Origin of the sequence: Amycolatopsis circi (assembly GCF_003385235.1) — a bacterium.
Taxonomy (GTDB): Bacteria; Actinomycetota; Actinomycetes; order Mycobacteriales; family Pseudonocardiaceae; genus Amycolatopsis; species Amycolatopsis circi.
On the sequence record NZ_PQIA01000007.1, the window covers coordinates 75,089 to 100,584 of the forward strand.

Annotated in this window: 21 protein-coding genes; 9 read left to right on the forward strand and 12 right to left on the reverse strand. The window is 69.9% G+C overall.

The genetic code is table 11. The annotated features are described in order from the left end of the window. Positions 1 to 78 precede the first annotated feature (78 nt). Positions 79 to 4,737 (forward strand): ATP-dependent helicase, encoded by a 4,659-nt coding sequence (locus D0D37_RS03430; RefSeq protein WP_425266891.1) that lies wholly within the window; start codon positions 79 to 81, stop codon positions 4,735 to 4,737. Positions 4,738 to 4,915: 178 nt separating this feature from the next. Further along, on the forward strand, positions 4,916 to 5,416 hold the full coding sequence (gene def, locus D0D37_RS03435) for a peptide deformylase (RefSeq protein ID WP_037809726.1): 501 nt from the start codon (positions 4,916 to 4,918) through the stop codon (positions 5,414 to 5,416). On the opposite strand, the gene D0D37_RS03440 is transcribed toward def, so the two are convergent. The 4 genes from D0D37_RS03440 to D0D37_RS47760 form a co-directional block, all read right to left on the reverse strand. Beyond that, on the reverse strand, positions 5,349 to 6,128 hold the full coding sequence (locus D0D37_RS03440; RefSeq protein WP_244223364.1) for a GNAT family N-acetyltransferase: 780 nt from the start codon (positions 6,126 to 6,128) through the stop codon (positions 5,349 to 5,351). The genes def and D0D37_RS03440 overlap by 68 nt on opposite strands. 797 nt (positions 6,129 to 6,925) lie before the next feature. Next, positions 6,926 to 7,624, reverse strand: a complete 699-nt coding sequence (locus D0D37_RS03450; protein WP_116199025.1) for a VOC family protein — start codon at positions 7,622 to 7,624, stop codon at positions 6,926 to 6,928. 167 nt (positions 7,625 to 7,791) lie between these two features. Further along, on the reverse strand, positions 7,792 to 8,556 hold the full coding sequence (locus D0D37_RS03455) for a maleylpyruvate isomerase family mycothiol-dependent enzyme (RefSeq protein ID WP_116199026.1): 765 nt from the start codon (positions 8,554 to 8,556) through the stop codon (positions 7,792 to 7,794). After that, entirely contained in the window at positions 8,546 to 9,097 is a 552-nt protein-coding gene (locus tag D0D37_RS47760; protein ID WP_116199027.1) for an SAV_6107 family HEPN domain-containing protein, read from the reverse strand. Before D0D37_RS47760 ends, D0D37_RS03455 begins: the two co-directional genes overlap by 11 nt. A 1,028-nt stretch (positions 9,098 to 10,125) precedes the next feature. On the opposite strand from D0D37_RS47760, the gene D0D37_RS03465 reads away from it, so the two are divergent. Then, positions 10,126 to 10,650, forward strand: coding sequence for a YbaK/EbsC family protein (locus D0D37_RS03465; protein ID WP_116199028.1), 525 nt, complete (start codon positions 10,126 to 10,128; stop codon positions 10,648 to 10,650). Then, positions 10,647 to 11,222 carry a GNAT family N-acetyltransferase gene (locus tag D0D37_RS03470; RefSeq protein ID WP_116199029.1) on the forward strand — a complete coding sequence of 192 codons (576 nt, stop codon included), beginning with the start codon at positions 10,647 to 10,649 and terminating at the stop codon, positions 11,220 to 11,222. The genes D0D37_RS03465 and D0D37_RS03470 overlap by 4 nt, the downstream gene beginning before the upstream one ends. Here the strand turns inward: D0D37_RS03470 and D0D37_RS03475 are convergent. The 4 genes from D0D37_RS03475 to D0D37_RS03490 all read right to left on the reverse strand — a co-directional run bounded on the left by D0D37_RS03475 (position 11,161) and on the right by D0D37_RS03490 (position 15,561). Continuing rightward, the gene (locus tag D0D37_RS03475; protein ID WP_116199030.1) at positions 11,161 to 12,096 is read right to left on the reverse strand and encodes a DMT family transporter; all 936 of its coding nucleotides are present in this window, start codon (positions 12,094 to 12,096) and stop codon (positions 11,161 to 11,163) included. The genes D0D37_RS03470 and D0D37_RS03475 overlap by 62 nt on opposite strands. Positions 12,097 to 12,299: 203 nt before the next feature. Continuing rightward, positions 12,300 to 12,800 (reverse strand): GNAT family N-acetyltransferase, encoded by a 501-nt coding sequence (locus D0D37_RS03480; protein ID WP_116199031.1) that lies wholly within the window; start codon positions 12,798 to 12,800, stop codon positions 12,300 to 12,302. A gap of 53 nt (positions 12,801 to 12,853) precedes the next feature. Beyond that, positions 12,854 to 14,533, reverse strand: coding sequence for a DUF885 domain-containing protein (locus D0D37_RS03485; protein WP_208719776.1), 1,680 nt, complete (start codon positions 14,531 to 14,533; stop codon positions 12,854 to 12,856). A 140-nt stretch (positions 14,534 to 14,673) separates the two neighbouring features. After that, the gene (locus D0D37_RS03490) at positions 14,674 to 15,561 is read right to left on the reverse strand and encodes a methylenetetrahydrofolate reductase (protein ID WP_116199033.1); all 888 of its coding nucleotides are present in this window, start codon (positions 15,559 to 15,561) and stop codon (positions 14,674 to 14,676) included. A gap of 187 nt (positions 15,562 to 15,748) precedes the next feature. On the opposite strand from D0D37_RS03490, the gene merB reads away from it, so the two are divergent. From merB to D0D37_RS03510, 4 genes are all read left to right on the forward strand, one after another. Then, a complete protein-coding gene (gene merB / locus D0D37_RS03495; protein WP_116199034.1) occupies positions 15,749 to 16,393 on the forward strand; it encodes an organomercurial lyase in 645 nt (214 codons plus the stop codon). Positions 16,394 to 16,464: 71 nt separating this feature from the next. Continuing rightward, on the forward strand, positions 16,465 to 17,556 hold the full coding sequence (locus D0D37_RS03500; RefSeq protein WP_116199035.1) for a polyprenyl synthetase family protein: 1,092 nt from the start codon (positions 16,465 to 16,467) through the stop codon (positions 17,554 to 17,556). After that, entirely contained in the window at positions 17,556 to 19,031 is a 1,476-nt protein-coding gene (gene crtI, locus D0D37_RS03505) for a phytoene desaturase family protein (protein ID WP_116199036.1), read from the forward strand. Before D0D37_RS03500 ends, crtI begins: the two co-directional genes overlap by 1 nt. After that, positions 19,028 to 19,951, forward strand: a complete 924-nt coding sequence (locus D0D37_RS03510) for a phytoene/squalene synthase family protein (RefSeq protein WP_116199037.1) — start codon at positions 19,028 to 19,030, stop codon at positions 19,949 to 19,951. Before crtI ends, D0D37_RS03510 begins: the two co-directional genes overlap by 4 nt. On the opposite strand, the gene D0D37_RS03515 is transcribed toward D0D37_RS03510, so the two are convergent. Beyond that, a complete protein-coding gene (locus tag D0D37_RS03515; RefSeq protein ID WP_116199038.1) occupies positions 19,923 to 20,351 on the reverse strand; it encodes a pyridoxamine 5'-phosphate oxidase family protein in 429 nt (142 codons plus the stop codon). The genes D0D37_RS03510 and D0D37_RS03515 overlap by 29 nt on opposite strands. Before the next feature lie 5 nt (positions 20,352 to 20,356). Beyond that, positions 20,357 to 20,905 (reverse strand): CGNR zinc finger domain-containing protein, encoded by a 549-nt coding sequence (locus tag D0D37_RS03520; RefSeq protein ID WP_116199039.1) that lies wholly within the window; start codon positions 20,903 to 20,905, stop codon positions 20,357 to 20,359. Between the two features lie 22 nt (positions 20,906 to 20,927). On the opposite strand from D0D37_RS03520, the gene D0D37_RS03525 reads away from it, so the two are divergent. After that, positions 20,928 to 22,079, forward strand: coding sequence for an MFS transporter (locus D0D37_RS03525; RefSeq protein WP_244223362.1), 1,152 nt, complete (start codon positions 20,928 to 20,930; stop codon positions 22,077 to 22,079). On the opposite strand, the gene D0D37_RS03530 is transcribed toward D0D37_RS03525, so the two are convergent. Both D0D37_RS03530 and D0D37_RS03535 read right to left on the reverse strand, forming a co-directional pair. Then, positions 22,057 to 23,178: a S53 family peptidase gene (locus D0D37_RS03530; protein WP_116199041.1), complete on the reverse strand. Its 1,122-nt coding sequence runs from the start codon at positions 23,176 to 23,178 to the stop codon at positions 22,057 to 22,059. The genes D0D37_RS03525 and D0D37_RS03530 overlap by 23 nt on opposite strands. Then, positions 23,175 to 25,346 carry a hypothetical protein gene (locus D0D37_RS03535; RefSeq protein ID WP_162834061.1) on the reverse strand — a complete coding sequence of 724 codons (2,172 nt, stop codon included), beginning with the start codon at positions 25,344 to 25,346 and terminating at the stop codon, positions 23,175 to 23,177. Before D0D37_RS03535 ends, D0D37_RS03530 begins: the two co-directional genes overlap by 4 nt. Positions 25,347 to 25,496 lie beyond the last annotated feature (150 nt).

Below are 25,496 nucleotides of genomic sequence, written 5' to 3' on the forward strand. Positions count from 1 at the left end.
GATCGGTCACCCACACGAGGGGATCCGGACCCGCGTGCCCTGCCCGGGCCCCGGAAATTGTCGGGGGTGCCGCGCATGATGGATCCCGTGGCAAACAACGTCCTCGACCTCTTCTCCCCGGCGACCAGCACCTGGTTCGCCGGAGCCTTCGCCGCCCCGACGGCCGCGCAGGAAGGGGCCTGGCGGGCCGCACACGCCGGGCAGCACGCCCTGGTCGTGGCGCCCACCGGGTCCGGCAAGACGCTGTCCGCGTTCCTGTGGGCACTGGACCGGCTGTCGGCGGAACCGCCGCCGGCGAACCCGCGCGAGCGGTGCCGAATCCTCTACGTCTCGCCGTTGAAGGCGCTGGCGGTCGACGTGCAGCGCAACCTGCGCGCGCCGCTGGCGGGCATCTCCCAGGCCGCGCACCGGCTGGGCCTGCCCGCGCCGGAGATCGAGGTCGGCATGCGCACCGGCGACACCACGGCGGCGGAGCGCCGGTCGTTCGGGAAAACCCCGCCGGACGTGCTGGTCACCACGCCGGAGTCGCTGTTTCTCATCCTCACGTCCTCGGCGCGGGAATCGCTGAAGGGTGTCGAGACGGTCATCGTCGACGAGGTGCACGCCGTCGCGGGCGGCAAACGCGGCGCGCACCTGGCGTTGTCGCTGGAACGGCTCGACGCGCTGCTGCCCAAACCGGCCCAGCGCATCGGGTTGTCGGCAACGGTGCGTCCGATCGACGAGGTGAGCGCGTTCCTCGCCGGCGGCCGCCCGGTCACCATCGTGCAGCCGAAGCTCGCGAAAACGATCGAGGTGCGGGTGGAGGTGCCGGTCGAGGACATGGCGAACCTCGACGGCCCGGCGCCGTCGCCGATGGAGCGGCTCGACGACCTCACGTCGCTGTCGCAATTGCCGTCGGAGGGCGGGATCGGCACCCAGGAAGAAGTCGCGCGCGCGGCGGTGAAGCGGCCGTCGATCTGGCCAGCGGTCGAGGAACGGGTGCTGGAGCTGATCCGCGCGCACCGCTCCACCATCGTGTTCGGCAACTCGCGGCGGCTCACCGAACGGCTCACCGCACGGCTCAACGAACTCGCTTCCGAGCAGACCGGTCTGTCTCGAAGCGATGCGTTCCCGGCCGAAGCGGTCGGGCAATCCGGTGTCACGACAGGTGCGGAGCCGGTCATCGCGCGGGCGCACCACGGGTCGATGTCCCGCGAGCAGCGCACCCATGTCGAAGAGGAACTGAAGTCCGGGCGGCTGCCGTGCGTGGTGGCCACGTCGTCGCTCGAACTCGGCATCGACATGGGCGCGGTGGACCTGGTCGTGCAGATCGAGGCTCCGCCGACGGTGGCGTCCGGGCTGCAGCGCGTCGGCCGGGCCGGGCACCAGGTCGGCGCGGTGTCGTCCGGCGTGATGTTCCCGAAGTTCCGCGGCGACCTGGTGTCGTGCGCGGTGGTCGCGGAACGGATGGCGACCGGGGCGATCGAGGCGGTGCGGTATCCGCGCAACCCGCTCGACGTGCTCGCCCAGCACGTCGTGGCGATGGTGGCGCTCGAACCGTGGACGGTGCCGGAGCTGGCGGCGCTCGTCCGGCGGGCGGCGCCGTTCAGTTCGCTGCCGGACGACGCGCTGCACGCGGTGCTCGACATGCTCGCCGGCCGCTATCCGAGCGAGGAGTTCGGCGAACTGCGGGCGCGGATCACGTGGGACCGGGTCGGCGGCGAGCTGCGCGGACGGCCGGGTTCGCAGCGGCTGGCGGTCACGTCCGGCGGCACCATCCCGGACCGCGGGCTGTTCACCGTGATGACGCCGGGAGCCGAGGGCAAACCCGGCTCGCGCGTGGGCGAGTTCGACGAGGAGATGGTGTACGAATCGCGGGTCGGCGACACGATCCTGCTCGGCACCTCGTCGTGGCGGATCACCGACATCACCCATGACCGGGTGATCGTCGTGCCCGCTCCGGGCCAGCCCGCCCGGATGCCGTTCTGGAAGGGCGACGCCGCGGGGCGGCCGCTGGAACTGGGGCGGGCGCTCGGCGCGTTCGTCCGCGAACTGTCCACTTCGGACACCGCGACGGCGCGGGACCGGGCCGCCGCGGCCGGGCTCGACCAGCGCGCGTGCGACAACCTGCTGGCGTATCTGGAAGAACAGAAGTCGGCGACCCGGCACGTGCCCAACGATCGCGTCATCCTGCTCGAACGCTACCGCGACGAGCTGGGCGACTGGCGGATCGTGCTGCACTCGCCGTTCGGCGCACAGGTCAACGCTCCGTGGGCGCTCGCGATCGCCGCGCGGATGAGGGAAAACCGCGGGGTCGACGCGCAAGTGGCGCACTCCGACGACGGCATCGTGCTGCGGCTGCCCGACGCGCTCGATGCCGACGGCGGCGAAGTCACCATCGGCGCCGACGACGTCCTGCTGGACCCGGAGGAGGTCGAGCAGCTGATCGTGGCGGAGGTCGGCGGCTCGGCGGTCTTCGCGGCTCGGTTTCGGGAGTGTGCGGCACGCTCGCTGCTGCTGCCGCGTCGTGATCCGCGTCGGCGCACACCGTTGTGGCAGCAACGGCAGCGGGCGTCGCAGCTGTTGTCCGTGGCAGCGAAGTACGAGCGGTTCCCAGTCGTGCTGGAGGCCATGCGCGAGGTTCTCCAGGACGTCTACGACGTCGGCGGTCTGCGGGAGCTGATGTCCGACGTCCGGGCGCGCAAAGTGCGGCTGGTCGAGGTGGAGACGCCGGCCGCGTCGCCGTTCGCACGGAGCCTGTTGTTCGGTTACGTCGGGATGTTCCTGTACGAGACGGACGCCCCGCTGGCCGAACGCCGGGCCGCCGCGCTTTCGCTGGATTCCGCGCTGCTGGCCGAATTGCTGGGCACGGAAGCGATTCGCGAGCTGCTCGATCCGGAGGCCGTGGCCGAGGTCGAACGGTCGTTGCAGCGGCTCGATCCGGACCGGCACGCAAGGTCCGCGGAGGACGCGGCGGACCTGCTGCGGTTCCTGGGCGACCTGTCCATTGCGGAAGCCGCGGAACGAGGGATTCAGCCGGAATGGCTGGCGGAACTCGCCTCGGCACGGCGCGCGATCCAGGTGCGCATCGGCGGCGAGGAGCGGTATCTGGCCATCGAGGACGCCGGACGGGTACGAGACGCGCTGGGCGTCGCGCTCCCGGTCGGCGTGCCCGAGGCGTTCACCGAGCCGGTGGCGGATCCAGTGGGCGATCTGCTCGGCCGCTACGCACGGAGCCGCGGTCCGTTCTCCGCGACCGCCGCGGCAGACCGGTTCGGGCTGGGCACGGCCGTCGTCACCGGAGTGCTCGACCGGCTCACCGGCGAAGGCAGGCTGGTCCGCGGCGAGCTGAGTCCGGTCGGGCATCCGGAAACCCATGGCGTGGGCGTCGAATACTGCGACGCGGCCGTACTGCGGCGGTTGCGACGCGCGTCCCTCGCTCGGCTGCGGGCAGAGGTCGAGCCAGTGGAACCGGCGGCGCTGGGCCGGTTCCTGCCCTCGTGGCACGGAATCGGCGCGCGGCTGCGGTCCGCGCCGACGGCCGACGACGTGCTGTCGGTGGTCGAGCAGCTGGCCGGTGCGCCCTTGCCGGCGAGCGCGGTGGAGTCGCTGATCCTGCCCAGCCGGTTGCCGGGCTACTCCCCCGCGCTGCTCGACGAACTCACCACCGCGGGCGAGGTCATCTGGGCAGGCTGCGGGGCACTCTCCGGCGGGGACGGCTGGCTGGCGCTGGCTCCGTCCGACGTCGCGGACCTCCTGCTGCCCGAGGTCGAGGAGAATCCGCCGACCAGCCCGCTGCACGAAGCGATCGTGACGGCGCTGGAAGGCGGAGCGTTGTTCTTCCGGCAGCTTGTCGACCGGGTCACGCCAGGCCTGGAGCAATCGCCGGACGACGGTGCAGTAGTGGCCGCGCTGTGGGATCTGGTGTGGGCCGGGCTGGTCACCGGCGACACGCTCGCGCCGCTGCGCGCGCAGGTCGCGGGCCACGGCGCGCACAAGCCGCGGCGGCAAGCACCACGCGGCCGGTACGCCCGCATGCGCGCCGGGCGTCCGGCAATGCCGTCACGCACCGGACCGCCGACCGCGGCTGGCCGATGGGCGCTGACCCCGCCTCGCGAAGCCGAGCCGACTCGCCGCGCGCATGCCCGCACCGAGGCATTCCTGGAACGGCACGGCGTCCTCACCCGAGGCGCGCTCGACACTGAACGGGTCACCGGCGGGTTCTCCGGGATCTACAAGGTGTTGCGGGGCATGGAAGACACCGGACAGGTCATCCGCGGCTATGTCGTCGAAGGTCTCGGTGCCGCACAGTTCGCGGCGAAGGGCGCAGTCGACCGGCTGCGTGCCCTCTCCAGCACCGCACCCGCCGCCGCGGGCCGCAACGACACCGCTCGTGCGGTGGTTCTCGCCGCAGCGGATCCAGCACAGCCGTACGGTGCGGCTCTGTCCTGGCCCGCTGCAACAGGCGACACGAAACACCGGCCAGCGCGGAAAGCCGGAGCGCTGGCGGTGTTGGTCGACGGAGTCCCAGCCCTGTACGTCGAACGCGGCGGCCGTTCGTTGCTGAGCTTCACCGAGGAACGCAGCTCGCTGCAAGCCGCTGCGGCGGCCTTGTCGACCGCGGTCCGGGAGGGCTGGCTGGGTCAGTTGGCCGTCCAGCGCGCGGACGGAGAACACGCGCTTACGTCGGAACTGGCCGAAATCCTGCAGGAAGCCGGCTTCCGCGCGACGCCGAAGGGACTCCGGTTGAGAGCTTGACGCCGCCCGGGTTGTCGCTCGGCCAAGCCACGAACGCACGCGCGTCCGGCCTCTGGTTCCGCCGACCGGTCGGCTCTGTCGCGCGGCAGGCGGGCGTGCTCGGCGGACCCGCGTCGGGGAAGCAGGTGGTGTCACTAGACTTCTCGTGGCCCCTCGGTGGACAAAAGGACGTTCGATCATGGCGATGCGCGAGTTGCGCTACTTCGGTGACCCGGTGCTCAAGTCCGTGTGCGACCCGGTGACCACGTTCGACAGCAAGATCGAGGCGCTGGTGAAGGACCTCCTCGACAGCGTGCAGCCGGAGGGCCGGGCCGGGCTCGCGGCACCGCAGATCGGGGTCGGGCTGCGGGTGTTCAGCTACGACGTCGGCGGGCTGACCGGGTACGTCATCAACCCGGAGATCGCCCATCTCTCCGAGGAGACGCACGAGATCGGCGAGGGCTGTCTGTCCGTGCCGGAGCTGTGGTTCCCGACGGTCCGCGCGAAGCACGCCGTTGTGCGCGGCGTCGACCTGCGCAACGAGCCGATCGAGGTCGAGGGCGTCGACGTGCTGGCCCAGTGCCTCCAGCACGAAACGGACCACCTCGACGGAAAGCTCTACCTCGACCGGCTCACTCCCGATCGGAAGAAGCAGGCGCTGCGCGAGGCGCGAGGCAAAGACTGGTTCTGGAACCGCTGACCGTCCGCGGCGTCCGGGCGGCGGAGAGCCGAAGCAGCGTGTCGTCGTCCGGACTGGTTTCGACCTGCATCCCGGCGCGGAGAGCAGTCCGAGCCATGGCGTCGTTGCCCGGAAGACGGACCGCAGTCAGCTCTGTGGTCCCGTCAGCCTTCGCGAGGGCGACCAGCCGGGCTAGCAACGCCGTGCCGATTCCCTGTCGCTGCCAAGCATCCTCGACGAGCAGCGACACCTCGGCTGTGCCGTCGCGCTGAGAGATCAGCTGTCCGAACCCGATCACGTCCCGGCCGCACACCGCGAGCAAGCTGGTTCCGCGCGGCGGCATGAGCAAGCGGTGCAGCCATTTTCGGGGAACCGTGCGCAGGCCAGTGTGGTAGCGATTGAACAATGTCTTCGCCGAACAGCGAAGATGCACCGCACCGATCGCGTCGACGTCGCGCGGAGTGCCTACCCGCAGCACGACCGCGGCCCCGTCCGGACGGTCGAGCACGACCGGGCCAGCCAGATTCTGCTCCGCCGCGGCGAGTAGTTCCAGGAATGCTGCAGCCTGAGCAAGTTCGGGTTCAGCGAACGCGACCCACCGCCGTCGCGCGACGAACGCCTGCCCGTCGCCGAGGGGAAAGACCGCGCGGTGCCCGGCCTCCGTGCGCGCCGGGTTGGCCTCGTTTGCCGGGACGAGCGTGACGAGGTCGGCAGACAGGACCATCCGCAGCATCGGTGCCCGGCAATCGGGATCAGCGATCGCTCGCTGTGCGGCGACGAGCGCAGTTGCGGTCGAGTCGCGAAGTCCGCGGACGGTGGTTTCGGCAATCGTCTCTCGTGCGACGACGCGGGCGGGTGCTGCCGGGGCACGCAGTTCCCCAGCCCCGATGCACAACTCCCCCGAGACGGGAAGCGCAGTTGTTGCTGGGACAGGCGGTTTTCGGGCATCGGTTTCAGCGGCTGTTGTCCGGTTAGCGGCTGGTGTGATTGGCGTAAGGAGTTCTCGGGCGACGGCCTCGGCGATCGAATCTTCGGCGGCGGGCGGAGCGGCAGGGGCGCGCAGTTCGGGGATAGCCGTTTCGGTCATCCCCAGGCAATCGCCGCCTTCGTCGCGGAGGGCGTCTATCAGGAGGTGTGGAGGCAGGCCGGTTGCGGGGCGGAGCACGAATTCGTCTAGGACGCCGCCGGGTACGGGGTGTCTGGTGAGGCCGACGATGCGGCATTCGAGGTCGGCTAGTCGGATTGCGAAGCGGGCCAGCGTTCCGGGGTGGTCGTCGGAGCGCACGCGTACTCGCCAGGTGCCGGTTGGCGGCGGTTTTTCGTTGGCGTTGCCGGGGTTTCGCTCGAGGCGAGAAGGCGGTAGGTGCGCTGACTCGGCGGGAATGGCGTTCGGGAGAAGGCTGCGGGATGTCGGGGGTGTGTTCATGGGACTTACCGTCCCTGACGCGAGTAACCGGAGGTGTCCTGTGGTGTTTCGGGTGTGTCAGAGGGTGGCTGGAAATGCGTGATCTGCGGGAAACGTGGTGCGGGTCAGCGTGGGGTGAGCAGGCGGAATTCGTTGTCTTCCGGGTCGGTGAAGGCGGTTTGGTCGCTATCGATCGGGTGGGCGCCGGCGGCTTGCAGGCGGCGGGTTTCGGCGGCGTGGTCGTCGTGAGGGGCTAAGTCCAAGTGCAGGCGGTTTTTGCCGTGCTTCGGGGTGTTCGCGCGGAGGAATTCGAGGGTGGGGCCGCGGCCGCTGGGGTTGCGGAGGGTGGTGAAGGCGGGCTCGTCGGCGGTGATCGGCCACGCTGTGAGCGGGGACCAGAAGCGGGCTAGGCGCGCGGGGTCCTGTGCGTCGATGACGATTGCCGCTAGGGCAGCGGAATCGGCGTATTCCTCGCGGGGTTCCAGTACGCAGAACTCGTTGTCTTCGGGGTCTGCCAGGACGATCCACGGAACGTTGCGCTGGCCGACGTCGATCGGGCGCGCGCCCAGGGAAACGGCTCGGGCGACCGTTGCGCGTTGGTGTTCGTCCGACGTACTGGAGAGGTCCAGGTGGAGCCGGTTTTTGGTGGTCTTCGGGCGGGAGGTCGGGGCGAAGACCAGGTTGAGTTCGCAGCCGTCTTCGGACGGGGGTTGGACGGTGACCTCGTCCGCGGTGGCCTGCCAGCCTAGGAGGTCGGACCAGAACCTGGCCAGGCGTGCCGGTTGTTCGGCGGCGGTGACCAGGTTGGCCAGACGTGTTGCCATGCCGCCACGGTAACGAGGAGGGCCGACAAAAACGGCGGTTCGGGGGCTGGCTGGATCGGGTGAAAGAACTGTGCCGGCAAGCGCGGGGGTATCGCGCTTGCCGGCACAGCCGGATCGCCGCGGTGGTCAGAGAACCGAGAAGCTTCCCCACTTTCGGTTCTCAGCGGTCACCGGGTGGCTAGTCGCAGCAAGGCCCAGGTTTGGGCGGACAACTCGTGGTCCCCGTCGGTGTGGACCATGGTCACCGGGACTCTTCCCCAGAGCCAGAGGTACACGTTCTCGGGCGAGCCGGTGACTATCGCGTCCGCGGCGTCGGCTTCTCGGGGAGAGCAGCGCCAGGCTTCTGTTTCGCCGGGGCCCGCTCTCGCGATCCAGCTGTGGCCTCCGGTGTGGAAACCCACTGTGCCGTTTCGGGTTCCGGAGATGCCCATGGTGGTGAGCTTGTGTCCGAAGTAGAGGGTGAGGGCTTCGTCGACGCCGTCGGCGGCCAGGTCGGCCGGGACTGTCGAGTCGCCGATTCCGGCTGCGTTTTCGGCGTCGACTCGGTGCACGAGGGTTTCGTGGAGCATGCGACGACGCCAGAACCCGTGGGTCGGGTCGGCGGACCACCAGGTGGCGGCTCGGCCAGCAGGGTCGTGGTCGGCCAGTTCGACCTGTAGTTCGGTGCGGGCGGCGGAATAGAAGTCGACCACCGGCTGGCCGGGAAGGGGCTCGCGCCACGGTTCGGGGCGGCGGCCTTCGCGGATCCAGCCGAGCACTTGCCAGTACACGGAACCGACGTGCTTGAGCAGCTCGTTCAACGTCCAGCCCGGGGCGGTGGGCACCGGCGAATCGGGCGACGCCGAGTGTGCCACCTCCCCCAGCAGTTGCGCCTCCGCTGAGAACGCCTCGAGCAGCCGGCCGTGGTCGACCGTGCCGAGTTCACGCGACATGGGCTTCCCCGGACATCGGCAGGCCGTGCACGACCCGGCGGACCAATTCGAGGAACTGAGCGGTCGCCTGCAGCAGGCCCTCGGCCAGTTCAGCCGTGACGCGGCCGGTGATGCCCGCCTCGGCGGCGGCCCGGGTTTCGGAATGGTCGGCGAAGAATGCCGACCATTCGCGCAGTTCGGGGGCGACGGCGTCGAGCAGCACCCAGCCGCTGGCAGGACGGCCCCGGCCACGACGCGGGCGGCCTCGGACGGCGAGCACCGCACCTGCGCCGCGCAGGGCGGCGAGGTAGGCGCCGATGAAGCGTTCGGCGGGGTCTCGTTCGTTTTCCGCGTGATCGAGTCCGCGGTTGGCCTGGGCGAGGAGGGTGACCGCCTCGGGAGCGGCCGGTGGGCGCAGGGACAGCGGAAGTTGCGGCTGGCCCGGGCCGCCGGAGCGGCGAGCGGACGGTTCGGCGGACGGCCGGACCGCGGCACGGGTGCGGTGGACGACCTGCCTCGGAGGCGAGGAACTGGGGAGGGTGGTTTCGGGGACGTGGTGCACGGTTGGCCTCGAGGTTGGGGAACCTGCTGGGGTGTGCTCGGGCTGGGGAGCGGGAGTGGCCGCCGCAGATGGCGCGGTCGGGCGGTTCTCCGATGGCCGCGAGGCTGGGGAAACTGCCGGAGTGCGCTCGGGCTCGGGAGCAGGAGTGGCCACTGCGGCAGATGGCGCGGCGGAGCTGCTCTCCGACAGCCGCGAGATTGGGGAACTTGCCGGGCCGCGCTCGGGCTCGGAATTAGCCGCCGCAGATGGCGCGGCGGAGCGGTTCTCCGACAGCTTCGAGGTCGGAGAACCTACTGGAGTGCGCTCAGACTGGGGAGCGGAACCGGCCACCGCGGCAGATGAGGCGGTGGGGCTGTTCTCCGACGACCGCAAGGTTGGGGAACCTGCTGGGGTGTGCTCGGGCTCGGGAGCAGGATTGGCCGCCGCGGAGGGTGCAGGAGAGTGGTTCTCCAGGGCAAAGGGCAGTGCGGGGTTGGTCACCGCAGCAGCGGGCCGAGCAGGACTGGTCAGCGAAGTCGACGGCATGGCAGAACCGTTCTCCGACGCGGACCACAAATCGAGGCCAGGCTGTCCAGCCGCGGGGCGAACAGAGCCAGCGGACGTCGGAACCGGAGCAGAGGCAGCCCCGGAAGCCTGAACACCACCGTCCGAGGGGACCGCCGCAGCAGCACCCTCCGCGGCATCGCCCGAGACAGAACCGTCCCCAGCACCGGCGGGCTGTCCGATCGTCGCGCCGAACGTCAGCTGTTCGCCAACCGCACCGGGGCGGGATGGGCGTCCATCGGCAGCACGGTCCGCGGGGGACACGACCGGGACGGACATGGCGACCCTCCTCCTGCTCGGGCGGGCCCGGCCGGTCCCGAGGTGCTTCCCCCACCCCGGGACCGGCCGGTGCGCTCCCACCGGGTATCGAACGTCTGTTCGATCTGTTTCCAGAGTAGCCGCGCCGGCCACTCCGCTCAACCCCGCCGGTGGAATCCGGGCACGTGGTGCGGGACACGGCTGCACCGGCGTGGTCTCATAACGGAGTGAGCACCCACGACCATCCCGCTGTCGCCAAGGTCACCGCCGCGCTGGACGAGGCCGGGCTGCACGCTTCCGCTGACGGAGTGCGAGTGCTGCCCGCCGAGGTGCGCACTGCCGCGCAGGCCGCGGAGGCGCTCGGCGTACCGGTCGGCGCTATCGCCAACAGTCTGGTTTTCCGGGCCCGTACGAGTGCCGGGGCTGAGGTCGCGTTGCTTGCGCTTACTTCCGGGGCGCATCGGGCGAAGGAGTCGCGGCTGGCTGAACTCGCGGGGGTCGCGGAGGTCGGCAAGGCGGACGCGGCGTTCGTCCGGGAGCACACCGGGCAGCCGATCGGGGGCGTCGCGCCGGTGGGGCATCCGGAGAGGCTCGTGACGCTCGTGGACACAGTGTTGCGCGAGTATCCCGAGGTGTGGGCCGCGGCGGGGCATCCGAAATCGATCTTCCCGACCACCTTCGACGCGCTCGTCGCGCTCACCGGGGGCACCCCTGGCGATCTGGCGGGCGAGGGGGAGGATGGTCGACTGTGACCGCCATGTCCTCCTCCGGATGCTCCCGGTACGTGCAGCTCTCCGCCGACGAGTTCCGCTCCCGGCTGCCGGAAGCGCTGGCGATCTACGTGAACGCGATGCGCTACCCCGAGGGCACGGCCGAGCAGCGCGCGCCGATGTGGCTCACTCACGCGTTGCGCGAGGGCTGGCGCTGCATGGCCGCCCTCGACGACAACGGCGTGCTGCTCGGCGTCGCGTACGGCTACAAGGGCCGCGCCGGGCAGTGGTGGCACGAGCAGGTCCGGCACGGCCTCACCCGCCGCGTCGGGGCGGAGGAGGCCGAGCGCTGGCTGTCGGACTACTTCGAGCTCACCGAAATCCACGTGCGCCCGGAGAACCAGGGCAAGCAGATCGGCGAGGACCTGCTGCGCCGGCTGCTCGACGGCGTCCCCAGCGCGAACGTCCTGCTCTCCACTCCGGAGGGCACGAGCCGGGCGTGGAAGCTGTACCGGCGCATGGGGTTCGTCGACGTTCTGCGCGACTACCAGTTCACTGGCGATCCGCGGCCGTTCGCGATTCTCGGGCGGTCGCTTCCGGTAGAACCTCGCTGACCGGCTCCGGACGCCAGTAGCCCACAGCCAGCGCCGCGACCAGCAAGGTCGCGCCGGTCCAGGCCAGCACGCCCAGTCGTTCGCCCAGGAAAGCGACGGACAGAACGGTCGCGGTCAGCGGTTCCAGCAGGGCCGACAGTGCGCCGAGTACGGGATGCGCACCGGCTAGGCCGCGGAAGTACGCGGCGTACGCGGCTGCTGTCGGCACGATGCCGAAGTAGGCCGCGACGAGCAGGACGTCGAGGCGAAGGGGCAGCGCCATTCCCAGCCACGCCGCGGCGGGCGTGAGCAGTAAGCCGCCGATGAGGCAGCCGTACGCAGTGGTCGTCATGGGATCTAGGCCGGGCTTCGCGGTGACTGTCGTCAGGATGGCGAAGCCTGCGCCCGCTAGCAGCGCGAAGAGGATTCCGGCGGGTTGTGCGACAGAGTCCGGAGACCAGCGCAGCAACACCAGACCGGCGACAGCGCCTAGGACGGACAACAGAGTCGTCACGCGCGGGGCGCGGCGGGTACGGATGGCGGACGCTACGGCCAGCGCGACCGGAGAGCTGCCGATGGTGGTCATGGTCGCGACGCTGACTGAGCTGAGCGCGACGGCGGCGAAGTAACTGGCTTGGAAGAACGCGAAAAGAGCGCCGATGAGGACGAGACGGCGCCAAGTTTGCTTGCTGGGAAGGCGAAGTCCGCCGGTGAGGGCGACGTAGACCGCGCTCGCGGCGCCACCGATCAGCAGGCGGTACGTGGCGACGACCAGTGGGTGCAGGCCGGCTTGCTGGGCGAGAAGCGAACCGGACAGGCCGCCGGTTCCCCAGAGCACACCGGCAACGACCAGGGCGACCGACGAGCGGGCGCGCGAAGGCATGGAGACAGACATTCGGAAGTGGGCTCCTGCGTCGAAGGAATCGGAAATCGACGACGCGGGGCAGCGTGCTTCGGCCGGTTCAGGACATCATCCGGTGGCCGCGGGCCCGGTTCGGGCGCACGCGGCGAAAACTGCCCCGCTCAGGAGGCTGGTGGTGGGATGACGACGAGAAGCCACTGCACGGGCGGGAGCCTAACCAGAGACCGAGGAGACAATCAACGGGTTTGTCGCGCGCGGCGCCAGCGGATTTCGCCGTCCTGCCACTCGTCGGTGGCCGTGAGCCCGACCGCGGCGGCGACGGCGGCGGAAGCCCGGTTTTCCGGGTGGATGTGGGCGATGATCGCGTCCACCGGCTGTCGGCAGAGCCAATCGACCAGTCCTCGGGCCGCTTCGGTGGCGATGCCTCGGCCTTGCCACGGAGTGCCCACCACCCAGGCGATTTCGGCGACCGAACCGTCGACCGTCGCCTGAACAGTGCCTGCCAGGCCGGAATCGCGCTCCTGGATAACCCAGTTCAGCCAGGACACCGCGGGGTCGGGCGAGCCCGCGGTCATCCGCCGGTAGCGCGAGCGGAGAGCTGCCACGGAGTCCGGAGCACCGCCGATATAGGTGTGCAGGGACGGATCGGACAGCACCGACGCCATCTCCTCGGCATGCGAGACGGACAGCGGCACCAGGTCCAACCGGGTGGTTTCGATGAGCTGAGCGGTAAACATAGGCAACGAGACTCCCGGGCCAGCAGAAGAAACCCTGGCCCGGGAAAGCAGTCTCAGTCCAGTTGCGCCAGCTGTTCGCGCAGCGTGTCCAGTCCCATGCCGCCCATCTGCAGGGCCTTGGTGTGGAACTGCTTGATGTCGAACGCCGAACCCTGCCGTGCCCGGGCGTCGTCGCGCGCCGCGAGCCAGAGGCGTTCGCCGAGCTTGTACGCGGGGGCCTGGCCCGGCCAGCCGAGGTAGCGGTCGATCTCGTCGTGGACGTGCGCGTGGTCGGTGATCGTGCGGGTCAGCATGAACTCCAGGCCCAGCTCCGGCGTCCAGCGCGAACCCTCGTGGAATCCGGTGCCCGCCGGGATTTCCAGTTCCAGGTGCATGCCGAGGTCGACCACGACGCGGGCGGCGCGGAACATCTGCTCGGACAGCATGCCGAGCAGGTTGCCGTCGTCGGAGAGGTAGCCCAGCTCCTCCATGAGGCGTTCCGCGTACAGCGCCCAGCCTTCGCCGTGCGCCGAGATGAACGTCATCAGCCGCTGGTACTTCGTGAGCGTCTCCGCCTGGTTGACCGCCGTCGCGATCTGCAGGTGGTGGCCCGGGACGCCCTCGTGGTAGACCGTCGAAACCTCGCGCCACGTCGTGAAATCGTTGCGGTCCGCGGGAAGCGACCACCACATCCGGCCGGGGCGGCTGAAGTCCTCGCTCGGTCCGGTGTAGTACGCGCCGACGCCGCCGCCGGGCGGGGCGATCTTGCACTCCAGCGCCATCAACCGGTCCGGGATGTCGAAATGCTTGCCGCGCAACGACTTCAACGCGTCATCGGACAGCTGCTGCATCCACGCTTCGAACTGCGGGCGGCCCTGCACGCGGTAACGCGGGTCGGCGTCGAGCACTGCCGCGGCCTCAGCGGGCGTCGAGCCGGGCTTGATGCGGTTCGCAACCGCGCGCATTTCCGTTTCGAGACGCGAAAACTCGTGCCAGCCCCACTCGTACGCCTCGCGCAGGTCCAGCTCCGCGCCGATGAAGTAGCGCGACCACAGCCGGTAGGTGTCCTCGCCGACGGCGTCCTTGACCGGGGCCTTCGGGGCCAGTTCGGCGCGCAGGAATCCGGCGAACTCCGCGAACGCCTCGTCCGCGGCCCGCGCCCCGGCGGCCAGGTCGGACTTCAGCGAATCGACACCCGCGTCGGCGACCATGCTGGCGAAGAAACCTGGGCCGTCCTTGAGCCCGGCCCAGGTCTCGCACTGCTCGGCCACCTTCGAGACCTGCCGCAGCGCCGAAACCTGTCCCTTGTCCGCCGCGGCCAGCAGCGACGCGCGGACCCCGGCCAGCGCCTCGGGCACCTTCGGCAGCCGGGCCGCGACGTTCGCCCAGTCGGCCGGGGTGTCGGTCGGCATCAGGTCGAAGACCATGCGCAGGCCCTGCACCGGGCTCTCGATCACGTTGAGCGAGGCGGCGTCGAGGCCCGCGTCGTGGATCTCCAGCTCGAGGCCGATCCGCTCGCTGAACACGGCCTTCGCGACCCGCTCCCCCGCGTCCGCCGGTTCCGCGGCGGTCACCGCGGCCAGCGCGCGCCGCGCCAGGTCCGCGCGGGCGTCGTGGCCCGCGGGCGAATAGTCGGTCAGTTGGTCGTCGTAGCCCGCGACGCCGAGCATGGTGGCCGCGACCGGGTCCACGGCCACGTAATCGTCGACGTACCGGTCGCAGATCTCCGGAACGCTCTGTTCGGTGGAAGCCATGTCCGGCACGCTACCGGCCGGAGGCGCCCCGAGCCCACGGAGTACTGTGCCGATCGTTACTAATCCGACCACAGTCACGGCCTAATGGCTTCGCAGCAACGGTTACGTGCCGGATGGGGGTCGGCCTGCTTTTGGTCGGATTAGTAAGTGCGGGCGGGCACCAGCCCGAGCCGGGTGACCACCTCGCGGGTCGCCTTGGACCGGTTGAAGGTGTAGAAGTGCAGGTCGGGCACGCCTTCGGCGATCAATTTCTCGCACAGTTCGGTAACCCAGTCGATCCCGGCCGCGCGGAACGCCTTGGGGTCGTCGGAGAACGGTTCGAGCCGGTCGAGCAGGCGCTGCGACGCCGGGGCTCCGGAGAGTTTGATCGTCGTGTGCAGCGTCCGCAGGGTGGTCAGCGGCATGATGCCGGGCAGCACGAGCGCGTCGCAGACCGCGGCGGCGACCCGGTCTCGCAGCCGCAGGAAATCCTCGGCCTCGAAAAACAGCTGCGCGATCGCGAAATCGGCTCCCGCGCGGAACTTGCGGACCAGGTGCTTCGTGTCCGCTTCCAGGTCCGCCGAACGCGGGTGGCCGTACGGGAACGCCGAGACGCCGACGCAGAAGTCGCCGAGCGAGCGGACCAGCTCGACCAGTTCCTCGGCGTAGGTGAGGCCCTCGGGGTGCGGCACCCAGTCGCCGTAGACGTCGCCGGGCGGGTCGCCGCGCAGCGCGAGGATGTTGCGCACGCCGACCGCCGCGTACCAGCCGATCACGTTCCGCAGTTCGGACACCGAATGGTCGACCGCCGTCAGGTGGGCCATCGGGCAGAGCGTGGTTTCGGTGGCGACGCGGGCGATGCTGCGGATGGTGCCGTCGCGGCTCGAACCGCCCGCGCCGTAGGTGATCGACATGTACGCCGGGTCCAGCGGTTCCAGCTCGCGGATGGCCTTCCACAGGACGGCCTCGTCGGCCTCGTCGCGGGGCGGGAAGAACTCGACGGAGAACGCGGGCCCGTCCCCCCGCAGCCTTTCGATCACCGACGTCATGGGGTGAAATGGTAGTGGCTCGCCTCGAGCCGCGGCAGAGCGTCGAGGTGGGCTTGGCCACGCGCCTACCCCGTGCCGGGAACGTCCGTGAGGGGAACCCTGAGGGACTCTGAGTCCCTCAGGGTTCCCCTCACGGACCGCGAACCCCGCGTACCGTCAGGGGCGAACCCTCCGGGGAGGCGAGCCCATGAGCAGTAAAGACGATCTGGCCTGGGACGAAGACGTGCGCGTGGCCGTCTACCGCGCGTTCGCCGCCCGCGGCCGCCCGCCCACCGCGCCCGAATTGGCCGACGCCGCGCACGGGTCGCTCGCGGTGGCGAAACAGGCGCTGCACCGGATGGCCGACCCGAGATGGCTGTGGCTCGACGAATGCGAGCACGTCGCGCTGGCCGCGCCGTTCGCGGCGGTCCCGCTCGGATTCGCGGTGATGGGCGAGCACACCATGTGGTGGGGCGGGTGCGCCTGGGATTCGTTCGCGATCCCGCACCTCGTCTCCGGCGAGCCCGAGGTGCTGGTGGCGACGCGCTGTCCCGGCTGCGGCGAGCCGTCCGCGCTGGTCGTGCGGCGGGACCGGCCGCCGGGCGGCGCGCAGGTCGCGTACTTCCCGGCTTCGCCCGACCAGCTCGCGGGCGACCGCGGGAAGCAGCGGCTGTACTGCGGAGAGTCCTGTGTGGACAGTCCGGGCGAGGTGCTCGGCCTCGGCGATCTGTGGCATCTCGCGAAAGACTGGTACACGGGCTGTCTCGAACCCGGCTACCGGCCGCGCGGACCGGTCGAGGCGGCGGGCTACTTCGCGGCGAGCGGGCGGCCTGACGCGTTCCGGAGCGGCTGAGCGCGTCTGGTGCGCCACATCCGGGGGCGCCCGGCGTGACCCCGACCGTCCTCGTCCCGGAGGATGAAGGCATGGACGCGCCCGGATTCGACGCCGATCTCCCCGTGCACGTGGAGCGTGCGCTGGCCGATTTCCTCGGCCGGGCGGGGACCGAGATCCTGCGCACCGAGCCGAGCGTCGCGCCCGGGATCGAGGCGCTGTCCGGTTTCGTGCTGGGCGGCGGCAAGCGGATCCGGCCGACGTTCGCCTGGTGGGGCTGGCGCGGCGCGGGCGGCGCGGCGTCCGGACCGCTCGCCGAGGGCGCGCTGCAGGCGGTCGCGAGCCTCGAGCTGATCCAGGCGTGCGCGCTGATCCACGACGACCTCATCGACTCCTCCGACTCGCGCCGCGGCAGGCCGACCGTGCACGTGGCCGCCGAGAAACTGCACGCGGACCGCGGCTGGCTCGGCTCGCCGTCGGTGTTCGGGCTGGCCAGCGCGGTGCTGGTGGGCGACTTGGCGCTGGCCTGGGCCGACGACATGTTCGCCGAGGCTCCGCTGCCCGCGGCCACCATCGCCGCGGCTCGTCCGGCTTGGCGCGCGATGCGCACGGAAGTCCTCGCCGGGCAGTACCTCGACGTCCGCACCCAGGCAGTGGGCGACGCTTCGCCCGAAGCCGCGCTGCGGATCGACCGGCTCAAGACCGCCGCGTACACCGTCCAGCGGCCGCTGCACCTCGGTGCCTCGCTCGCCGGGGCGGACGAGCGGCTGATCGCCACGCTGCTGGAGTTCGGCGGCGACGTCGGCGTGGCGTTCCAGCTGCGCGACGACCTGCTCGGCGTGTTCGGCGACCCGTCGGTGACCGGCAAACCCGCCGGCGACGACCTGCGCGAGGGCAAGCGCACCCTGCTCGTGGCGCTGGGTCTGCAGCTGGCCACTGGGCGGGGCGACCACGTCGCGGCCAAGGTGATCGCCGACGCGATCGGGGCGGCCGACCTGACCAGCGGCACGGTGGACCAGGTGCGCGAGGCGCTGACCTCGGTCGGCGCGGTCGCCGCGGTGGAGCGCCGGATCGACGAGCTGACCGCCTCCGCGAACGCCGCGCTGGAGCGCGCGCACCTGGCCGAGCCCGCCCCGTCGGCACTCGCCGGGCTGATCCGGCTGGCTACTCAGCGGAAGTTCTGATGCGGACGGTGAACGGGCCCGCCGACCACGTGGTGGTCGTCGGCGCCGGGCTGGCCGGGCTGTCGGCGACGCTGCACCTGCTCGGCGCGGGACGGCGGGTGACGCTGCTGGAGCAGCAGAAGATGCCCGGCGGACGGGCCGGGCAGCAGGACTTCGGCGCGAACGCGGTCGACACCGGGGCCAGCGTGCTGACCATGCCGGAACTGGTCGACGAAGCCCTGCACGCCGTCGGAGAATCTCTGGCCGAGACAGTGCCGCTGACCAGGCTCGATCCGGCGTACCGGGCTCGCTTCGCCGACGGCAGCACGCTCGCCGTGCACACCGACGGCGACGCGATGGAAGCCGAGATCCGGTCGTTCGCCGGTCCGGCCGAGGCGGACGGTTACCGGCGGCTGCGGCGGTGGCTCACCGAGCTGTACGCGGCGCAGAAGGACCACTTCATCGGCGCGAACTTCGATTCGCCGCTGGATCTGGTCCGTCCGGAACTCGTGAAGCTCGCCGCGTTGGGCGGCTTCGGACGGTTAGGACCGCGCGTCTCCAGCTTCTTGCACGACGAGCGCGTACGGCGGCTCTTCTCGTTTCAGGCGCTGTACGCGGGTCTCGACCCCGCGCGTGCGCTGGGCGCGTACGGCGTCATCGCGTACATGGACACTGTCGGCGGTGTGTACTACCCGCGCGGCGGCATGGGCGCTATCGCCCGCGCGATGTCCGACGCTGCGACGCGCGCTGGTGCCGAGCTGCGGTTCGGTACGGAAGCTGCATGGCTTGAACGGGTGTCATCTCGCGTACGCGCTGTACGCACGCGTTCGGGCGAGCGTATTGAATGTGACGCCGTGGTGCTCGCGACAGAGCTTTCGGCGGCGTATCGGTTGATCGGCGCGCGTCCGCGTCGTGTGCTGCCCTTGAAGTACTCGCCGTCGGCGTTCGTGCTGCACGGGCACGCGGACCGTTCGTGGCCCGAGTTGGACCACCACACGATCTTTTTCGGCCAGGCTTGGGAGCGGACCTTCGCCGAGATTGTCCGCGAGGGCAAGCTGATGAGCGATCCGTCTCTGCTGGTCACGCGCCCGACCGCGACCCAGCCGTCGCTCGCCGGCGACGGCGGCGAGATCGTCTCCGTGCTCGCTCCGGCTCCGAACCTGAACACTGGTCCGATCGACTGGACGCGCGTCGGCCCGGCTTATCGCGAAGAACTGTTGCGTACGCTGGAATCGCGCGGGCTCACCGGGTTCCGCGAAGAGTACATTGTGGACGAACAGCTGACTCCGGCCGACTGGGCGGCGCGCGGTTTGACCGCCGGGACACCGTTCTCGCTCGCGCACACCTTTCCCCAGACCGGCCCGTTCCGGCCCGCGAACCTGGTGCGGGCGGCGGAAAACGTCGTGCTCGCCGGATGCGGGACGACGCCGGGCGTCGGGATCCCGCCAGTGTTGATCTCCGGACGGCTCGCTGCGGAACGGATCACCGGCCGGTGAGCGAACTCGACGCGGCTGGCATAGTCGAGCCCGCGCTGCGCTCTGCCTATACGGAGTGCCGCCGCATCAACGCCCATCACGGCCGCACGTTTTTCCTTGCCACGCGCCTGCTTCCGGCGCGGGCTCGGCCAGCAGCGCACGCGCTGTACGGCTTCGCGCGGATGGCTGACGAACTGGTCGACAATCCTGAGCCCGGCACCGATCCGGCGGTCACGCTGGACAAAGTCGCCGGGCTCGTCGACGAGGTTTACGACGGGAGCGCCCCGGCCGATCCGGTGCTGGCCGCGCTCGCGGATACGGTGGCTCGCTACGACATCCGGCGTGATTTGGTGGATGCGTTCCTGCATTCCATGCGCATGGATCTGACCGTTACGGAGTACGCGACTTACGCCGATCTTGGCGAGTACATCTACGGTTCGGCTTGTGTGATCGGGCTGCAGATGTTGCCGGTGTTCGGGACTGTCGTGCCGCTGGAGGAGGCTTCGCCTAGCGCGGCGGCGTTGGGGGAAGCGTTTCAGCTGACCAATTTCCTGCGGGACGTCGGGGAGGATCTCGACCGTGGGCGGTTGTATCTGCCTACCTCCGAATTAGCGGCGTTTGGGGTGGACCGGGCTGTGCTGCTGAACGCGCGCCGGGGCGAGCCGGATCCTCGGGTACGGGCGGCGCTGGCGGTGGCGGTTTCGCGGACGCGTGCGGTGTATCGGCGAGCTGAGGCGGGGATTCCGTTGCTGCGGCCGGAATCTCGGCCTTGTGTGCAGACGGCTATTACGTTGTACGAAGGCATTCTCGATGAGATCGAGGCGATGGACTACGCCGTCTTGAACCGGCGCGCGGTCGTGGGCACGGGGCGGCGGCTTGCGGTCGCGTTGCCTGCACTAGTGCGGCGGGCGGTTACTTCCAGGCCGGGACGCCCTCGCTGACCTGGGCTGGCTCGACGCTGGCGTCGTAGGAGCGCAGCCAATCCGGGGTCAACCGGATGAGGGCGAAAGCCTCGTCGAGGGCTCGGGAACCGGGGAACTGGTCCAGGTAGACCTCGCCAGCGTCTCGGCGGGCGGCACCGGATTCGATGACTGCCGGGCCTTCTGCCTGGATCGAAAGGGCGCCAGTGCAGCCGATTACCGCAGCGGCGCGTGGGTTGGCGCGGAGGTTGGCGACTTTGCGTGTGGCGAGGTTGGCGTTGAACAGCAACGATCCGTCCGAGGTGACGGCGAAGCTGACCAGGGCCGCTTCGGGGTGGCCGTTCACCGCAGTGGTGGCGACGACGCCCAGTGGATTGGCCTGGACGAAACGTCTGAACGCCGCCAGGGAAAGAAGCTCCATGGTGGTCAGGTTAGCCGGGCGCGGTGGGCGGCGACGCGTTCCCTTGTGGCGCAACGGGAAGAGCAGTAGCGGCGCGGGCTTCCTCCGCCTAAGTGCGCGAAGGGTTTCCCGCACGACGGCGACGCGCACAGGCCGCCGGGGACGCTCTGGCGGTCGGCCAGCAGGGTCGCTAGGGCCAGCGCGGAGGAGGTGATCAGCCAGGCGCCCCACGGGCCGTCGTCGGTCGCGTCGACGTGCAGGTGCCAGCCGAAGTCGTCGTCGTGTGCGGTCAGGCGCGGGGGTCCGGCGTAGGCGGTGAACAGGGCGTTCAACACCTTGGCTGCCGAAGCGGCGTCTGGTGCGGCGAAGACCTCACGCAGTTCCAGCGCGGCGGCACGTAACTCAGCGACCTCGCGCGCGGAAAGCTGGAGCTGCGGTTCGCCGTGCTCGACCAGTACTGCGGCTACCGAATCCGGGGACGGGTCCTCCGTCAGCAGCACGTCGAGCAGCGCTACGGCACGGCGGACGGCGTCCCGAGCGGAGCGGCCCGCGAAATCCGGCTGCGTTCCAGGCATGAGCCACTGTAACATCTCATCGGTGACAAGCCGTTACAGATTCGCGGCGTATCTGACCGGGGCGACCGCTGCGCGCACTGGCGACGAACTGTCCAGTCCGGCATTGCTGCTGCTCGGCGTGGGTGCTTCGGGGGCGGTCGCGGGGTCGGCGCTGCTGGCCGGGCTCACTGTCGCGGCGGCGGTCGGCGGGCCGTTGCTGGGCGCGGTCCTGGACCGGTCGCGCAGTCCTGGCCGGATCCTTGCGGTCGGGTTGATCGGGTACGCGGCGGGGTTGGCCGCGATCACCGCGCTCTTCGGGACGGCGCCGTTTGCGCTGGTGGTGGGGATTGCCGTGCTGACGGGGTTGCTGGCACCGGCGATCGGGGGCGGGTGGACGGCGCAGGTGCCCGCGCTCGTACCGGCGGCCAAGCTCGGCAGGGCGAGCACGCTCGACGCGATGACGTTCACCGCGGCGGCGCTCGTCGGACCGGGGCTCGCGGGCGTGCTCGCCACGGCTGCAGGGGCGCCGGTTGCGATGGTCGTGGCCGGGGCGCTGGCGTTGCTCGCGGTACCGTTCGCGTGGCGGCTTCCCGCGAGTGGCGAAAAGCCGCGGCCGCGGTTCTTTGAAGCAGCAACGGTTCTCCTCCGAAATCCCGCGCTGCGGCAGTCGACCGCCACCTCGACGCTGTCGTGCGTCGGGATCGGGATGGCGTTCGTCTGCTACCCGCTGGTCGGCGAGCAGCGGCTTGGCGGCGCGGGGTACGGGACATTGTTGCTCATCGGATTGTCGGTCGCGTCGTTGCTGGCGAATGCGGTTCTCTCGCGACGGTCGTATTCGCCGGATCGTGCGATCCAGTTGAGCACTGTCGCTATTGGGATTGGGCTCGCAGGCGCTGCGGTAGCACCGAATGCGCCTCTACTGGTCGCGGCAGTCGCGCTCACGGGAATCGGCGAAGGGCCGCAACTCGCATCATTGTTCGCGGTTCGGCATCGGGAAGCGCCGCCGGAAATGCGGGCGCAGGTGTTCACCACTGCGGCCAGCATCAAGATCGCCGGGATAGCTTTGGGGAACGCAGTAGCTGGGCCGCTGGCCGCCTGCTCCCCCGCCGTCGCATTGGCTGCGGCGGCGGGGATGCAGGTGGTCGCGGCGGTCGCGCATCCGTGGTGGACGGTCAGAAAGCAGCTAGTCCATTAGGAGTTCCATTGCCGGTCGGACCGTCGTAGCCCGGGACGCCGGTGCAGAGGTAGTCTCCGCATTCCTCGAATCCGACATTGTCTCCGCCGACGACATCGTTCAGTTTCCCAGCGTACAGTCGCGAAGCGTCCGGATACTGGTCGTGGTGTCCGGACAAAGCGATGACTCCTGCGATGAACGGCGCCGACGCGCTCGTGCCGCCGACTACCGTCCAGCCGGACAGGACCGTTGTCTCATAGACAGCGGGTCCGGTGGCGGGATCAGCTACCGCAGCGACGTCGGCGACGGTCCGGCCGGGGCAGTTCGGGTCCTTCTGCCACGCGGGTTTCGCCACCCAGGCCGAGCATCCGCTCGACGCGCCCTTCCACACCGATTCGGTCCAGCCGCGCGCGTTGTCCGCTTTGGACAGTGAGGTGCCGCCGACTGCGACGACGCTCGAGTACACCGCGGGTGCGCTCGGTGCCTCGAATCCGCCGTCGCCGCTCGACGCGACTATCGCCACGCCAGGATGCTGGTAGTGCGCGGCGTAATCGCCGGACCAATGGCTTTCCGTTGCACCGTAGCTGTTCGACACGATCGTCGCGCCGAGTTTCACGGCTGAGTCCACTGAGGTGCCGAGTGCTTCGAAGGACGCATCGTCGCCCTCGACCAGCAGGAGTTTGCATTGAGAGCAGGCGGCGGAGGCCATGTCCAGGTCTAAAGCAGTCTCGACCGGCCAGTCGCCTTGCCGCGGTGGAAGTGGTGCGGCATCCCCGTGCTGGTTGACTTTGCGGAAGCAGCCGTTCGCCATGGTGCAGGGCGGGAGGCCGTAGGTTTGTCGATATACCGCCAGGTCCGCTTCGGCGGTCGGGGCGTCGCCAGCGTCGACGATGGCGATCGTTTCGCCTGCTCCGCCGGTGTCGGGTAAGCGGTAGGCGGAACGCAGGTCAGCTAGGCTGTATCCGTTGGCGCGCAGGGCAGCGCGACTGTCCACTTTGGCGTAACAGCGAGCGAATCCCGATGCAACAGGGCCGCAGATGTCTCGTGGGCCGGCGGACGCGACGGACGGGACGAGTGCGGCGAGGACGATCAGCGCCGCCAGGAAACTGATGCGTTTCATCGCTCGGCCTTCCCGACGGTGTAGGCGTTGCTGATCGTCTGCGTGATCGCGTTGCCCGCCTGATCCCGCGCGGTCACCCTCAGCGACGGCGACGTTCCGGCTGGCGGATTCCGCCACATCGCCACGTATTCGCCGAACAGTCCGAAGACCTGCGCGGGCTGCCAGGTGGCCCCGTTGTCGACGGACACCGAAACCGTCGCCGAGGTGATCGGCGAATGCGATCCGGCACCGCTGTAGGCCGCGTGGCCGACGTGCAGCTCAAGCACCTGCATCGGCGAGGACGACGTCGTGGAGAGATCGGAGTCCAGCCGATAATCCACGGTCAGCGCACCAAGGATTCGGCACGGCTGCGTCGGATCGCTGGCCCGGCACCGATGCGGGAGCGGTAGCGCGGCACCGCCTGCGGCCGGGTCGTATTGCAGCGTCAGTTCAGTGCGCAGTTTTCCGGCCTGGCTGACGCCGGGCAGCGCGGTCCGGTCGACGTCCAGCACGCCGCGGAAGGTCGCTGGCGTTTTCGGCGCCTCGACCGACGCACCATAGGCACCGTCCTGATCGAAGACTTGCTGATCGTTGCGGTACAAGGAGAAATGTATCCGCGGCGCGTAGAACAACGGAACCGCGGTGTGGTCCGGTTCGCTGTCCCGCAATTCCGGAATGGCGACCGAAACCGTGCCGCCGGAGTAACATGCCTCGCACAGCCGGTCCCGTTGCCACTGGCCGAGACCGGCGGACAACGGGCCGCGCGACCAGTCGACGGTCGTGGTGCTGCCCGGGCGGTAGGCGTGCGGATCGGCGGTCATGAGCTGGTAGGACGAGCCTTTTTGTTCGTACTGCACCCATTCCCTGGTGTGCGTGGTGCCGAGGTAGTCGGTCAAAACGCCCCGAGCGGGGATGAAGAAACCGCTCGCGCCCAGTCCGTGCCGCTCGATCACCGGGTCCACCGGACCGTTGTCGATCGCGACCGGCATGGTGTCGGCGGGGTCGGCGTACATCCGGTCCCGGACCGTCGCGAGTTCACTGTCCTTAGTGGAAAACGACTGGTTCTCGGCGATGCCCTCGCTGGCGAACGAAAGGTCGACGCGGTACCGGTCCTCCGGCTTGGGCGCTTTGCCGCCCCATTGCACGACGTAGTGCAGCACGCCCTGAGCCGGTTTCGGCACCGGTCGCACGTACTGCTTGGTCGTGCTGCCCACGATGCTGACGGCGAATCCGCGGCCGGTCGGGTCCTCGCGGTAGTAATTGGTGGTGATCAAGTCCTGCGTGGCCGACTTCGGCGCGGCCACCTTGACCTCGGCGGTCGCGAACTTCTCCTCCACGGTCAGGGTCTGCGCGTCCGGAGAGTCGCCGACGGTGAATCCCTCGACCCACGACGTCCGGGTGGCGGTCACGCTCCCGCTGCTGTCGAAGTCGGAGAAGGTCGCGGACGCGGCGTAATGCCCCTCGGGAACCGCGATCCGGGTGACTCCGTCCACGTCGACGTGCCGCAGCAGTTTGGCCGCGGAATCGGTGTTGACCAGCGACACGAGGCCGTTGACCGAGCGGCCCCGCAGGTCGGCGAGACGGAGTTCGAGGATCTTCATCGGATAGCGCGGCTGCTGTTCACGGGGCGCGTCGGCCAGCCGGATCGTCGCGGGCAACGCGCTGCTGCCTGCCGAACGTCCGGCGGCCGCGTCAGCCGCGAGGCGTCGATGCAGGTCAGCGGTGAATTCGGCGGAGGAAGCGAGGTAGCCGGTCGCGGTGTTCCCCGCGGACGAGGTGAGCGTGATCCCAGGCAGCGCCGTCGGGGCCGCGCCAGCCGGGAACGTCAGATCCAGCGGCGTCTTCCCGGACCGCATCCGGGCCAGCGCGGTGACGTCGAACAGCGATTTGTCCAGCTGCCCCAGAAACGGAACGGCCTCGCCGGGAATGACATAACGGTCGCCGCCGTCGGCTTGATACGACTGAAAAGTGGTGCGCGGCGGCGACGAAAAGGCGTAGTTAGTACCGCCGTTCGGACCCGGGAAAACCGTGAGCCGGTCCCCCGTCATCAGCGTCACTTCCCGCGCTTGCGGTGCCGCCGCGAAGGGCGCGACCGCGGCGACCGCGGGCGTTGCCAGCAAAGCGGAACCGCCCAGCACCAGCACCGTCGACGCGATGGCGCAGCGTCTTCTGGAAACCCGTCCTCCCATGCCCGATGCTCCTCTCCAGCATGCGGCAGAGCAGGATTTTCAGGACGGTTTCCGAGGATGGACTGGACCAATTGACCGCGTCAACGAAAAACGCGGTTTCTGTCCGGGAGGGCAATTGTTGTCAGCCCGTCCGGAGCAATGCGGGAAGGG